This is a genomic window from Parvibaculum sp. (assembly GCF_049671045.1).
GTDB lineage: Bacteria > Pseudomonadota > Alphaproteobacteria > Parvibaculales > Parvibaculaceae > Parvibaculum.
Window position 1 is genome coordinate 1 of sequence record NZ_JBATUH010000124.1, and the last position, 12981, is coordinate 12981.

Consider the following 12981-nt stretch of genomic DNA (forward strand, 5'->3'; position numbering starts at 1 on the left):
ATCAGGCGCGTGCGCGTGCCCTCGCCATTGGCGCGGTGATAGGCGATGGCGATCTTGAGCGCGGTGTCGGCGGCCTCCGAGCCCGAATTGCAGAAGAGCACATGGTCGAGATCGCCCGGCGCGAGGCTTGCGATCCGGCTTGCAAGCTCGAAGGCCTTGGGATGGCCGAACTGGAAGGTCGGCGCGAAGTCGAGTTCCGCCGCCTGGGTCTGGATCGCCTGCACGATCTCGTCGCGGCAGTGGCCGGCATTGGAGCACCAGAGCCCCGACGTGGCGTCGATCACCTCCGCCCCGTCGGGCTTGTAATAATAAATGCCCTTGGCGCGGGCGAGCAGTCGCGGCTCGCGCTTGAACTGGCGGTTCGGCGTGAAGGGCAGCCAGTTCGATTCGAGGTCGTTCGGCGCGAGGCTGTTCGGCGCTGGGGCGTCGGCGCTCATGGGGAGGCTCCTGAAAGAGAAAACGCGACGATTGAATGCCTTGCCCCTCGCGAAATCAAGTTCGGGGGAAATCAGGCAATGCACCGGAAGGCCAGCGCCGGTACAGCCCGCCGGTCTGCAAGGGCGCGCGCAAGGATCGCGTGACCGGCAATCCTGATCCGAAGCACGTCAGCACGTCGTTCGTGGAGCGCCAGAACCTCACGATGCGGATGCACATGCGCCGCTTCACAAGGCTGACAAATGGGTTCTCAAAGAAGGTCGAGAACCACGCCCATGCCGTGGCCCTGCATTTCATGTTCTACAATTTCTGCCGCATCCATAAAACGCTTCGCGTTACCCCGGCCATGCAGGCGGGTATTGCGGATCATGACTGGATGCTAGAGGATATCGCTCAGTTGGCGGATTAAGCCATTGAAAACATATCGCGGAGTTGCATTACTCCGTCCTCGGACAGGACCCGAGCAAGTATTTTTACCCCCCCAAATTCATCGGAGTGGCGCTGCTCAAAGAGGAAATACCCGCTAGTATCGTCCAATTCTTGGCCGGACATGGCGATTCGCCTGTCGCTCAGTGGGGCCAAGCAAAGCATCCTGTCATTGTCGAGATTAACGCTGAAGTAAAATTCGCCCATGTCTTCAACCCTCAGGATTTCCCCACATGTCCGATCAGAAGAAGACGCATCGAGAGGTTAAGAAACCCCAAATCTCCGCCCGGTTCCTCGCTGACTACATGGCAGCATCGGAGACGGCAAAGCGAACCATCGTCCGAAACTGCAAGTACCAACCCATTGCCCGCGTCATACAGCACGACGAGGCGAAGGCGATTATATCAAAATTCATATGGCAAGAGGAGGGGGACACGGCAACCCTCCATGCGAAAGCCAAGACGATCAAAGACCGAATGGCTGACAGCGTTTTCGACCGTGACCTATTCGACCACAACGCCGATTACATTACACGGTTCGCCAACGTCTGGCCGTTGATCAATTTGCCGGAAGCGCAGTATTTTTTCGGCGGCAAGGGCCAACATCTAACCCTCAACGGAGTTCGGGTCACAACCGAAACCCATTTTCGACTTCGGCGTATAACCAAAACGAACAAGATCAAGGTGGGGGTTGGGGCACTTCGGTATCAGAAGGGCAAGGCACTCTCGCCGGACGTGGCCGAATGGCAATCTGCCTATCTGCTCGGATACTTGGGACGGATCGGGGTTGAGGAAGGTGCGGCACCCGAACACAAGCTTTGCGTCACGCTAGATGCCTACTCTGGGGCGGTAACGGTTGCCCCAAGCGATGCGGTTCGGCGGTTCCAGAACATGGAGGCCGCATGTGCGAGCATCGCGGAGCGGTGGCCTGCTATTGAGCCGCCTCCGAAAGCGGTTCTATAGGCCGCCACCCTCAAACTGAGACACTACCCAAAATCAGGCCCGGGAGAAAATCCCCCGCCGGACTTGACCGACGCCGCAAGGGGCGTCATGCACGGAGCTGGCGGCTCCCTCGCCCGCCGGATGGTTTCCGGCCCTGGCGGCGCGACGGAGCCTTGCAGGGGAGCCAACCGTGCCATCGACCAGATCCCTTTCGGACCTTCTCGCCGCACCCGGCATCGTCGTCGCGCCCGGCGCCTATGACGCGCTCTCGGCAAGGATCGCCATGCAGGCAGGCGCGCCCGCCGTCTATATGACGGGCTTCGGCGTCGCCGGCTCGACGCTCGGCCTGCCCGATATCGGCCTCCTTTCGGCGACCGAAATGGCCGACCGCGTGCGCGCCCTTGCCGACGCCGCCATGCCCGCGCCCCTCATCGCCGATGGCGACAACGGCCATGGCGGGCCGCTCAATGCCGCGCGCCTCACCCGTCTCTACGAGGCTGCGGGCGCGCAATGCATCCAGCTCGAGGATCAGGTCTTCCCCAAGCGCTGCGGCCATATGGAGGGCAAGGAAGTCATCTCGCTCGCCGAGGCCGCCGAGAAGATCCGCGCCGCGGCCGACGCCCGCGCCTCGCGCGAATTCAAGATCATGGCCCGCACCGATGCCCGCGCGACGCATGATCTCTCCGAGGCGCTCCGGCGCGGCGAGGCGTTCCTCAAGGCGGGCGCCGACATTCTCTTCATCGAGGCGCCGCGCGACATGGCCGAGCTTCAGACGATTGCGCGCACCTTCAAGGGCGTGCCGCTGCTCGCCAACATGGTCGAGGATGGAAAGACGCCCTATCTTTCGGCGCGTGTGCTGGAGGAGATCGGCTACAAGATCGCGATCTTCCCCGTCGCCGCCCTTCTCGCCGTTACCCGCCGGCTCGAGGAGGTCTATGCCACGCTGCTGCGCGGCGAGGGCTTGCCCGCGGGCGAGCCGCGCGTCACCTTCCAGCGCTATAACGAGATCGTGGGGCTGCCGGAGCTTCTTGCCAGCGCCGCCAAATTTTCTGACGAGACGAAATAATGCCGAGCTGGTCGAACATTCTGAAGCGCATCGCGGCGGGCGAGATGGAAAAGGCCCCGCCCCATGTCGCGGCCCTCAATCTCTATGCGGGGCGCCTCACCATCGTCGAGCCGGGCCGCATCCGCTACGACTGGCCCGTCGATCCGCAATATCTCAATCCGGTGGCGATCTTCGGCGGCTATCTCGCGACGCTTGCCGACCAGACCTGCTCCTTCGCGCTGATGACGCTTTTGAAAGACGATCAGAACTTCACCACCTCCGACCTGCAGATGCATTTCTTCCGTCCCGTGACGGAGGGCGTCCTCGCCTGCGAGGGTCATGTGGTGAACGTCTCGAAGACGCAGGCCTATGTCGAGGCGACCTTCACCAATTCCGACGGCAAGCTCGCGCTCAAGGCCCGCGCGGTGGAGCGGATCATTCCGGCCTGAGCGGGACAGGCCAGTCCGGGGTGGCAGCAGTGTTTGCGGAACGGCCCGTGCCCCAATCGTCATGGCCCTGCTTGTCCGGGTCATCCACGTCTTCCGGCTCAGCGCCCCGCGTGCTCCCTCCGTCCGTGCCTCACTCCACCCATTTCTTCAGCGCCGCCGCGAACTCGCCCGATGCCTTCGCCTCTGCGAGCCACATATCCACCCGCGCCTTGAGCGCCTCGTCCTTCGGCATGAAATAGGCCTTTTCCGCCCGGTCGAAGGGCCGGTCGGGATGCACGGCGCAGAGCGAGGGGTTGAGCCTTGCCTGCAGCCGCGTCTCGATCGCATCCGTGATCATGAGGTCGGCGCGCCCGGCCACGATCTCCTGAAAGATCGTGTTGTTGTCGGGATGGACGATGATGGTCGCCCGGCGAATATGCGCGCGGGCGAATTTCTCGTTCGTGCCGCCGGGATTGACGACGAGGCGCACGCCCTCCCGGTCGATCTCGTTGAGCGTCTGGAACTTCGCCACATTCGCGCAGGCCGTGATCGGCGTCTTCCCGTCGCTGAGGACGGACGCCGAGAAGAGCCCGATCTTCGCCCGCGCTTCAGTGATCGAGATACCGCCCATGGCGATGTCGAACCGGCCGGCTTCGAGATCGGCCGAAAGCGTCGGCCAGCTCGTCCTTACGAAAACCGGGCGGACGCCGAGCGCGCGCGCCAGCGAGCGGCCAAGCTCCACATCGAGGCCGGTGAATTCGCCGCTGCCGGGTTCGAGCGCCGAAAAGGGCTTGTAATCCCCGGTGAGCCCGATCCGGAGCGTGCCCGCGGCCTCGATGGCATCGAGCCGTTCCCCGGCGGCGGCTGGAAGCGCCGGAAGGAGAAGAAAGGCAAGGGCGAGAATCAGGCGAAAGGCAATTTGGCGCATCGGCTCCTCGATATTCGCAACGCGGCGCCGATCCTAGCTCTTCCGCCGCGCACCGGGGATAATTCCCCCTTACTGGACTGCGAAGCGGACCGCTGCTAAAAACCGGGCCCATGAAAATGCGTCATCTGCGCCATTTTGCCATAGGGCTTGCACGAATTAGCGGCCCGGCCTGCCGCTGAGGGGTCCTTCGATAAGGGCCGCCGAAATGCGCCCCGGCCGGGACGACCTTTTTTCGACATGACGCGAACCCCGAACTGCGCGAGACCCCCATGGCCAGCGACAGCAAGACCGATACCCCGGCGCAATCCCGCGATTACCGCGAGACGATCTTCCTTCCCGAAACGCCTTTCCCCATGAAGGCCGGCCTTCCCCAGCGCGAGCCCGAATGGCTGGCCCGCTGGGAGAAGATGGACCTCTATCGCCGCCTCCGCCTCGAGGCGAAGGGCCGCGAGCCCTTCATCCTTCATGACGGGCCGCCCTATGCGAACGGCAACATCCATATCGGCCATGCGCTGAACAAGACGCTTAAGGACATCATCGTCCGCTCCCAGCAGATGCTCGGCCACGACGCGAATTATGTTCCGGGCTGGGATTGCCACGGCCTGCCAATCGAATGGCAGATCGAGGAGAAGTACCGCGCCAAGGGCAAGAACAAGGACGAGGTGCCGGCTTCCGAGTTCCGCCGCGAGTGCCGCGACTTCGCCGCCCACTGGATCGAGGTGCAGAAGGCCGAGTTCAAGCGGCTCGGCATCGTGGGCGACTGGGACAATCCCTACACCACCATGTCCTTCGACGCCGAGGCGACCATCGTCGAAGAGTTCCTGAAATTCGCCCGCGAGGGCGGCGGGCTCTATCGCGGCTCGAAGCCCGTCATGTGGTCGGTGGTCGAAAAGACCGCGCTCGCCGAGGCCGAGGTCGAGTATCACGATCATGTCAGCCGCACGATCTGGGTGAAGTTCCCCGTCCTCGGTGGCCCGGCGGAGCTTTCGGGCGCCTCGGTCGTCATCTGGACGACGACGCCCTGGACCATTCCCGGCAATCGCGCCATCGCCTATTCGAAGTCGATCGAATATGGCCTCTACCGCATCGAGGAGACGGCCGAGGGAAGCGCCGCCGGCGTCGGCGAGCTTCTGATCCTCGCCGACAATCTCGCGGGCGAGGTCTTCAAGGCGGCGAAGGTCACCGCCTGGGAGCGCAAGGAAGCCGTCGATCCCTCGCGGATCGCGAAATGCGCGCATCCCTTCGCGGGGCAGGGCTACGATTTCGACGTGCCGCTCCTTGCGGGCGACTTCGTCACCGAGGAAACGGGTACCGGCTTCGTCCATATCGCGCCCGGCCACGGCCAGGACGACTACGAACTCTGGATGGCGAATTTCGGCCAGAAGGGTATCCCCGAAACGGTCGATGCCGAAGGCGTCTACTTTGAGCATGTGCCGCTCTTCGCCGGCAAGTTCGTTCTCACCCGTCAGGGCAAGGAAGGAACGGCCAACGCCGCCGTGATCGAGGAATTGCAGAAGGCGGGGCGGCTCGTCGCGCAAGGCAAGCTCACCCACTCCTATCCGCATAGCTGGCGCTCCAAGGCGCCGCTCATCTTCCGCAACACGCCGCAATGGTTCATCTCCATGGAGGTGAACGATCTGCGGAAGGTGGCGCTCACCGAGATCGAGAAGACGCGCTTCGTGCCGCCCGCCGGCCGCAACCGCATCCATTCGATGATCGAGAGCCGTCCCGACTGGGTCGTCTCGCGCCAGCGCGCCTGGGGCGTGCCGCTCACCATCTTCGTGCACAAGAAGACCGGCGAGATCGTGCCCTCGAAGCCCGCTCATGACGCGATCCGCGCCCGCATCGTCGAGGCGGTCAAGGAAGGCGGCGCCGACGCCTGGTTCGACAAGCCCGCTTCCTTCTTCCTTGGAGATGGTCTTGATGCGGACGATTTCGAGAAGGTGACGGACATTCTCGACGTCTGGTTCGATTCCGGCTGCACGCATGCCTTCGTGCTCGAGCAGCGCGCGGATCTGCGCTCGCCCGCCGATCTCTATCTCGAAGGGTCGGACCAGCATCGCGGCTGGTTCCATTCCTCGCTTCTCGAAAGCTGCGGCACGCGCGGCCGCGCGCCCTACAGGCAGGTGCTGACCCACGGCTTCACGCTCGACGAGCAGGGCCGCAAGATGTCGAAGTCGCTCGGCAACACCGTCGTTCCGCAGAAGATCATGGAGCAGAACGGCGCCGACATTCTGCGCCTCTGGGTCGCCTCGACCGACTATTGGGAAGACCAGCGCATCGGGCCGGAGATCATCAAGTCGACGGTCGAGGCCTATCGCAAGCTCCGCAACAGCTTCCGCTACATGCTGGGCAGCCTCACCGGCTTCGGCGAGGATGAGCGCGTTGCGCTCGCCGACATGCCCGAGCTTGAGCGCGTGATCCTCCATCGCCTCGCCGAACTCGACGAGCTCGTGCGCAAGGCCTACTGCGATTACGATTTCAAGCGCGTCTTCCATGCGCTGACGAATTTCATGAACATCGATCTCTCGGCGTTCTATTTCGACATCCGCAAGGACGCGCTCTATTGCGACGCACCGTCTTCGCTGCGTCGCCGCGCCTGCCGGACAGTGCTGCACGAACTCTTCATGTGCCTCACGGCCTGGTTCGCGCCGGTGCTCTGCTTCACCACCGAGGAAGTCTGGCAGACGCGCTTTCCCTCCGAGGACGGATCGGTTCACCTGCGCCTCTTCCCCGATGTCCCGGCTGAATGGCGTAACGAGGCGCTGGCGGAGAAGTGGCGCAAGGTGCGCGAGCTTCGCCGCGTCGTCACCGGCGCGCTCGAGATCGAGCGCCGCGAGAAGCGCATCGGCGCGAGCCTCGAGGCCGCGCCCGATGTCTATGTGGCGGACGCCGAACTGATGGCCGCCATGGCGGGCCTCGACCTTGCGGAGATCGCGATCACCTCGCAGGCGAGCCTCATCGAGGGCGAGGGGCCGGCCGATGCCTTCCGGCTCGACGATGTGCCGGGCGTCGCCGTCGTGCCGAAGCTCGCCCAGGGGCGCAAATGCGCGCGCTCGTGGAAAATTCTTCCCGAGGTCGGCAGCGTTCCGGGCTTCCCTGATCTGACGCCGCGCGACGCCGCCGCCGTAATGGAATTCGACGCGCTCCGAAAAGGATAGGACATGACGTATCGCATTGCCGGCCGGCCGGTCTGGGGGCCTCTTTCGGGGCTCGGGGCGCTCGTCGCCATCCTCGGCTTTGCGAGCGACCGCCTCCATAAATGGTGGATGCTCAGCGTCTATGATCTGCCCTCGCGCGGCCGGGTCGAGATCACCTCCTTCTTCGATCTCGTCATGGCCTGGAACAAGGGCGTGAGCTACGGCCTTTTCCAGGCCGAGACGCTTGTGGGCCGCATCGGGCTCATCGTCTTCGCGCTCGGCGTGGTGGCGGGGCTCGGATTATGGTTAGCCAGAAGCGAGGCGAGGATCACCGCCGTCGCCATCGGTCTCGTCATCGGCGGCGCGCTCGGCAACGTGCTCGACCGCTTCCTTTACGGGGCCGTCGCGGACTTTTTTAGTTTTCACGCCTTCGGCTTTTACTGGTATATCTTCAACGTCGCGGACATCTGGATCGTCGTGGGCGTCGGCCTGATCTTGCTGGAGTCCGCATTGCCGGGAGTGTTCGGACCGGTTCACTCCGAACAGACGGATCAGGGCAGCAAGGCGCGCAAGGACGAGCGCGCCTGAAAAAGCGGGCCCGATATGCGCCAACGCAAATGGGTCGTCGTCTCGATACCCGAAAGCTGAAGGACATGACGGTAATGCTGAAGAACAGGCGGATCGCAAGCCTGGCTATCCTGAGCGGCTTGTCCCTGTCGCTCGCGGCTTGCGGCGGCGGCGGGCTCAAGGAAGCCCTCGGCTATGGCAAGGACGCGCCGGACGAATTCGCGATCGTCACCAAGGCTCCGCTGGCCATTCCGCCGGATTTCGCGCTCCGTCCGCCGGAGCCCGGCGCGCCGCGCCCGCAGGAAGCGAATTTGCAGCCCTCCGCCGTCGCCCAGTCGGCGCTCATCGGCAACGAGGCTGCCGCCCAGACACCCGCGACCGGCAGCGTTGGCGAGCAGGCACTGCTCCAGCAGACCGGCGCCACCGAGGCCGATCCGCGCATCCGTCAGGTCGTGAACGCCGAGACGCGCACCCTCGTCGAAAAGGACAAGCGCTTTACCGACGACGTGCTCTTCTGGCAGCAGAGAACCCCGCCGGATGAGCGTCTGGTCGATTCAGCGGGCGAGCGTCAGCGCCTTCAGCAGAACAGCGCCGAGGGCAAGCCCGTCACCGAGGGCGAAACGCCGTCCAAGGCGCCGCCGAAGCCGGGCTTCTTCAGCGGCCTGTGGTCCTCGATCTTCTAAGCCGGTTTCATCGCTCGAAGGGGAGGGCCCGCTTGTCATGGCGGGCCTTCCGCGTCCCTGGCCCAGCCGGGCCCGCAAGATGGAGCGACAAATTGCTTCTTCCCCTCGCTACCCGAGTTTCGTTCCTCCGTCTTACGCTCGCCTCTCTCGCTTTTTCCTGCATCGCGCTTGCCGCCATGGCCGCGCCGCAGGCGACGCTCGCGCCGCGCCCCGCTCTCGCGGCCTCCGACCCCATGCCGGTGGCGGAAGGGCCGAGCGCGCCGGAGATGTTCAGGCTCTCCAACGACATGCAGGTCGTCGTCATCGCCGATCATCGCGCGCCCGTGGTCACGCATATGGTCTGGTACCGGGTCGGCGCGGCGGATGAAACGCCGGGCAAGACGGGGCTTGCGCATTTCCTCGAACATCTGATGTTCAAGGGCACGGCGAAGATCGCCCCCGGTGAATTCTCCAAGATCGTCGCCCGCAATGGCGGCAAGGACAACGCCTTCACCAATTACGATTTCACCGCCTATTACCAGTCGATCGCGCGCGACCGTCTGCCGCTCGTCATGGAGATGGAGGCCGACCGGATGACCGGCCTCAGGCTCACCGATAAGGAAGTGCTGCCCGAGCGCGATGTCGTCATCGAGGAGCTCCGTATGCGGATCGAAAACGACCCGCTGGCGACCCTCCAGTCGGCGATGGATGCGAAGCTCTTTGGCGCTCACCCCTATGGGCGCGACGTGATCGGCTACAAATCCGAGGTCGAGAAGCTTTCAACTGAGGACGCGCTCGATTTCTACCGCCGCTTCTACACGCCCAACAACGCGATCCTCATCGTCGCGGGCGACATCACCGGCGCGGAGCTGAAGCCGCTTGCCGAGAAATATTACGGCTCGATCGCCGAGCGCGCCCCGACCTACACGCGCAAGCTTCTGCCTGTCGTCTGGCCACGCGCGCCCGAGCGTGTGACGCTTCATGACGCGCGCGTGCGCGAGGCGACATGGCTGCGCTTCTATCCCGCGCCGAGCGCCGCGCAGGCGGGCCCGAAGGAACGGGCCGCCCTCGAAGTGCTTGCCGAGATTCTGGGCGGCGGCACGACGAGCCGCCTCTATAGCGCGCTCGTCGTCCGCGAAGGCGCGGCCACGGCGGTGCAGTCCTGGTATGGCGGCGACCAGCGCGATGCGGGCTCCTTCGGCCTCTACGCGATTCCGCGCGTCGGCGACGGGCTCGATACGCTGGAAAAGGCGGTCGATGCGGAGATTGCGAGCTTCCTCGGCGACGGCGTGAAGCCCGATGAGCTCGAGCGCGCCAAGACGCAGATCGTCGCGCGCTCCGTCTATGCGCGCGATCGCCAGCAGACGCGGGCCTATCAGTATGGCAGCGGCCTGATGACGGGGCTCAGCGCCCGCGACGTATATGAATTTCCAGATCGCGTCCGCGCGGTGAGCGCGGAGGATGTGATGGCGGCGGCGAGGAAGGTTCTCGACGGCGCCCACGCGGTCACGGGCGAACTTCTGCCGGAGAAGCGGTCATGATGCGCAAGGCACTCCTGCCGGTCGCGGCTTTCTGGCTCGTGCTGGTCGCATGGGCGCTCCCCGCCGAGGCCATGAAGATCGAGCGCGTCGTCAGCCCCGGCGGCATCGAGGCCTGGCTCGTCGAGGAATATGAGGTGCCGGTCATCGTGATGAACGTCTCCTGGCGGGGAGGTTCTGCCTACGATCCGAAGGACAAGGAGGGGCTTGCGAATTTCGTCTCGGGCCTTCTCGATGAGGGCGCGGGTGATCTGACCTCCGAGGCGTTCCAGAAGCGCCTGCAGGATACCGGCGCCACCATGTCCTTTTCCGAGGACCGCGATTATTTCGAGGGCAGGTTCAAGACGCTGGCGGAAAGGCGCGATGAGGCGTTCGGCCTGTTCGGCCTTGCCGTCACCCGTCCGCGTTTCGATACCGATGCCGTCGAGCGCATCCGCGCGCAGATCGCGACGATCATCGCCCGCAATGCCGAGGACCCGGAATGGATCGCGGCGCGGAATTTCTACAAGGCCGCCTTTGGCGATCATCCCTATGCGCGTCCGGGCGACGGCACTGCGAAGTCGATTGCGCGGATCGGCCGCGAGGATCTTCAGGCTTACGCAAAAAATGTGTTCGCGCGCGACAACATGAAGATCGGCGTCGTCGGCCCCATCAAGCCGGCGGAACTCGGCGCACTTCTCGACAAGACCTTCGGCGCCCTGCCGGCAAAGTCGCATCTGCCGAAAATGCCTGAAGTGAAGGTGGCCTCGAAGGCCAGCACGGTCATCGACAAGCGCCCCTTCCCGCAAAGCGTCGTGATCTTCGGTGAGGAAGGGCTGAAGCGCGCCGATCCGGATTTCATTCCCGCCTATGTCGCCAACTACGTTCTCGGCGGCGGCAGCTTTTCCTCCCGTCTGATGGAGGAGGTGCGGGTGAAGCGCGGGCTCGCCTATTCCGTGTCGAGCTTTCTCTACCCGATGCGCCACGGCGCGCTCTTCCTCGGCCAGCTCGGCACCAAGAATGCGACGACGGGCGTCGCGCTCTCGCTCGTCCGGGCCGAGCTTGCCCGCATGGCGGAAGGCGGGCTCACCGATCAGGAGCTTGCCGACGCGAAGACCTACCTCACCGGCTCCTATCCGCTGCGTTTCGATTCCAATACGGAGATCGCGGGCGAGCTTCTCGGCATCCAGCAGGAAGATCTCGGCATCGATTATGTCGACCGCCGCAATGGGCTCATCGAGGCGGTGACGAAGGAAGACATCGCCAGGGTGGCGAAGCGCCTCTTCAGATCCGACCGGCTCATCGTCTCCATTGTGGGCGAGCCCGACATGTCGGAAACCCCGGCGCCGGGCTCCGCCGAGCGGCCCATGCCGGCCGAGCCCACGGGCCCGCATGAGGCAGCGCCGGGCGGCTGAGCGGGCGCCTTTCGAGCGGCGTCGCGTTTTGCCGGTGCTGGTTGCGCAGGCCGGTTCTTGTTAACGTGACATCTGCATGGGGGGTGGGCGCCTGATTCCCGTCGGCGTCGGAAAATCATGCACAAGATTTGTGAGTTCACAAAAATGTCCCGACCCAATTTGCCTTATGAGCAGCTTGTCGACACCTGTTTCGAGGACAAGATAGGCGAGGGCGGGCTCTCCCGCGCCGCCTATGAGCGCGCGCTGGAGGAAGCCGCGCCCGCGCTCGCCTGGCTGAAGGAAGCCTACGAGAAGAAGACTCTCGCCCTGCTGCGCGTGCCCGAGCGCGCGGACGACATCGCGCCCTTGCGCGAGGTGGCGGCGAAGCTCCTCGACAACACGACCGATCTTTTCCTGTTCGGCATTGGCGGTTCGTCGCTCGGCGCCCAGGCTCTGGCGCAGCTCACCGGCTGGGGCACGCAGGCCCATGTCCACAAGGGCCCCCGCATCCACATCGTCGACAATCTCGATCCGCAGACGATGCAGGCGGCGCTGGCCGCGACCGATCTCAGGACGACGCGCTTTCTCGTCGTCTCCAAGTCGGGCGGCACGGTCGAGCCCTCCATGCAGATGCTCGCCGCCATGACCGCGATCGAGAAGGCGGGCGGCGGCAAATATATGAAATATCATTTCGCCGTGCTGACGGAGCCCGCGAAGGACGGCAAGCCCAATGCGCTGCGCGCCTTCGCCGAGAAGCATGGCTTCCCGACGCTCGAACACGATCCGGGCGTCGGCGGCCGCTATTCCGTGCTCACCAATGTCGGCATGCTGCCGGCTCATATTTTCGGCCTCGATGTCGATGCCATTCGCGCCGGCGCGCGCGATGTGCTGGCGCCGGTGCTTGCCGGAAAGCCCGCGCTCGAGATCGCGCCCGCCGTCGGCGCGGCGCTTTCGCTGGCGCTCCAGCGCGAGAGGGGCGCGAATATTTCCGTGCTCATGGCCTATGCCGACCGGCTCGAGCGCTTCCTCGCCTGGCATTGCCAGCTCTGGGCGGAAAGCCTCGGCAAGGACGGCAAGGGCACCACGCCGGTGCGCGCGCTCGGCCCCGTCGATCAGCACAGCCAGCTGCAGCTTTATCTCGCCGGTCCGCGCGACAAGATGTTCACCGTCTTCAGCACGGAAACGGCGGGCGAGGGCCCCGAGATCGCGGAAGCCTTCAGGGACGAGCCCGCCTTCGCGTCGCTCGCCGGTCATCGCATCGGCGATCTCGTCGATGCGGAAGCGCGCGCGACCGTGGACACGCTGGCGCGCAACGGCCGCCCGGTGCGCCGCTTCAGGCTGAAGACGCTCGATGAATATACGCTCGGCGCTCTCTTCATGCACTTCATGCTGGAGACGATCATCGCCGGCAAGATGCTCGGCATCGATCCGTTCGATCAGCCCGCGGTCGAGGAAGGAAAGATCCTCGCGAAGAAATATCTGGCGGAGATGTAGGGTC

At 64.5% G+C, this 12981-nt stretch carries 11 protein-coding genes and 1 pseudogene; 10 read left to right on the top strand and 2 right to left on the bottom strand.

Annotation, left to right across the window (positions count from 1 at the left end):
- On the bottom strand, positions 1-437 hold a 437-nt coding region (locus WBG82_RS14775; protein WP_424425495.1), incomplete at its 3' end, for an aminotransferase class III-fold pyridoxal phosphate-dependent enzyme.
- A gap of 140 nt (positions 438-577) precedes the next feature.
- On the opposite strand from WBG82_RS14775, the pseudogene WBG82_RS14780 reads away from it, so the two are divergent.
- The 4 genes and pseudogenes from WBG82_RS14780 to WBG82_RS14795 all read left to right on the top strand — a co-directional run.
- Positions 578-844, top strand: a pseudogene (locus WBG82_RS14780) (IS1 family transposase); the annotation flags it as partial.
- 250 nt (positions 845-1094) lie between these two features.
- Positions 1095-1823, top strand: a complete 729-nt coding sequence (locus tag WBG82_RS14785; protein WP_424425497.1) for a hypothetical protein — start codon at positions 1095-1097, stop codon at positions 1821-1823.
- A gap of 169 nt (positions 1824-1992) precedes the next feature.
- A complete protein-coding gene (locus WBG82_RS14790; protein WP_424425499.1) occupies positions 1993-2868 on the top strand; it encodes an isocitrate lyase/PEP mutase family protein in 876 nt (291 codons plus the stop codon).
- Entirely contained in the window at positions 2868-3296 is a 429-nt protein-coding gene (locus WBG82_RS14795) for a PaaI family thioesterase (protein ID WP_424425501.1), read from the top strand. Before WBG82_RS14790 ends, WBG82_RS14795 begins: the two co-directional genes overlap by 1 nt.
- Before the next feature lie 130 nt (positions 3297-3426).
- On the opposite strand, the gene WBG82_RS14800 is transcribed toward WBG82_RS14795, so the two are convergent.
- Positions 3427-4203 carry a transporter substrate-binding domain-containing protein gene (locus tag WBG82_RS14800; protein ID WP_424425503.1) on the bottom strand — a complete coding sequence of 259 codons (777 nt, stop codon included), beginning with the start codon at positions 4201-4203 and terminating at the stop codon, positions 3427-3429.
- 269 nt (positions 4204-4472) lie between these two features.
- Here WBG82_RS14800 and ileS point away from each other — a divergent pair, with 269 nt between their 5' ends.
- From ileS to WBG82_RS14830, 6 genes are all read left to right on the top strand, one after another.
- Positions 4473-7364 carry an isoleucine--tRNA ligase gene (gene ileS / locus WBG82_RS14805; RefSeq protein ID WP_424425505.1) on the top strand — a complete coding sequence of 964 codons (2892 nt, stop codon included), beginning with the start codon at positions 4473-4475 and terminating at the stop codon, positions 7362-7364.
- Positions 7365-7367: 3 nt separating this feature from the next.
- Positions 7368-7931, top strand: coding sequence for a signal peptidase II (gene lspA / locus WBG82_RS14810; RefSeq protein ID WP_424425507.1), 564 nt, complete (start codon positions 7368-7370; stop codon positions 7929-7931).
- A gap of 74 nt (positions 7932-8005) precedes the next feature.
- A complete protein-coding gene (locus tag WBG82_RS14815) occupies positions 8006-8593 on the top strand; it encodes a DUF3035 domain-containing protein (protein WP_424425509.1) in 588 nt (195 codons plus the stop codon).
- Between the two features lie 92 nt (positions 8594-8685).
- On the top strand, positions 8686-10113 hold the full coding sequence (locus tag WBG82_RS14820; protein ID WP_424425511.1) for a M16 family metallopeptidase: 1428 nt from the start codon (positions 8686-8688) through the stop codon (positions 10111-10113).
- A complete protein-coding gene (locus WBG82_RS14825) occupies positions 10110-11504 on the top strand; it encodes a M16 family metallopeptidase (protein WP_424425513.1) in 1395 nt (464 codons plus the stop codon). The genes WBG82_RS14820 and WBG82_RS14825 overlap by 4 nt, the downstream gene beginning before the upstream one ends.
- Before the next feature lie 144 nt (positions 11505-11648).
- A complete protein-coding gene (locus tag WBG82_RS14830) occupies positions 11649-12977 on the top strand; it encodes a glucose-6-phosphate isomerase (RefSeq protein ID WP_424425514.1) in 1329 nt (442 codons plus the stop codon).
- Positions 12978-12981 lie beyond the last annotated feature (4 nt).

Excerpts from the sequence above, each read along its gene's own strand:
- WBG82_RS14785 (WP_424425497.1), top strand. The coding sequence starts at position 1,095 with ATGTCCGATCAGAAGAAGACGCATCGAGAGGTTAAGAAACCCCAAATC.
- ileS (WP_424425505.1), top strand. The coding sequence starts at position 4,473 with ATGGCCAGCGACAGCAAGACCGATACCCCGGCGCAATCCCGCGATTAC.
- lspA (WP_424425507.1), top strand. The coding sequence starts at position 7,368 with ATGACGTATCGCATTGCCGGCCGGCCGGTCTGGGGGCCTCTTTCGGGG.
- WBG82_RS14795 (WP_424425501.1), top strand. The coding sequence starts at position 2,868 with ATGCCGAGCTGGTCGAACATTCTGAAGCGCATCGCGGCGGGCGAGATG.
- WBG82_RS14825 (WP_424425513.1), top strand. The coding sequence starts at position 10,110 with ATGATGCGCAAGGCACTCCTGCCGGTCGCGGCTTTCTGGCTCGTGCTG.
- WBG82_RS14800 (WP_424425503.1), bottom strand. The coding sequence starts at position 4,203 with ATGCGCCAAATTGCCTTTCGCCTGATTCTCGCCCTTGCCTTTCTTCTC.
- WBG82_RS14815 (WP_424425509.1), top strand. The coding sequence starts at position 8,006 with ATGCTGAAGAACAGGCGGATCGCAAGCCTGGCTATCCTGAGCGGCTTG.
- WBG82_RS14830 (WP_424425514.1), top strand. The coding sequence starts at position 11,649 with ATGTCCCGACCCAATTTGCCTTATGAGCAGCTTGTCGACACCTGTTTC.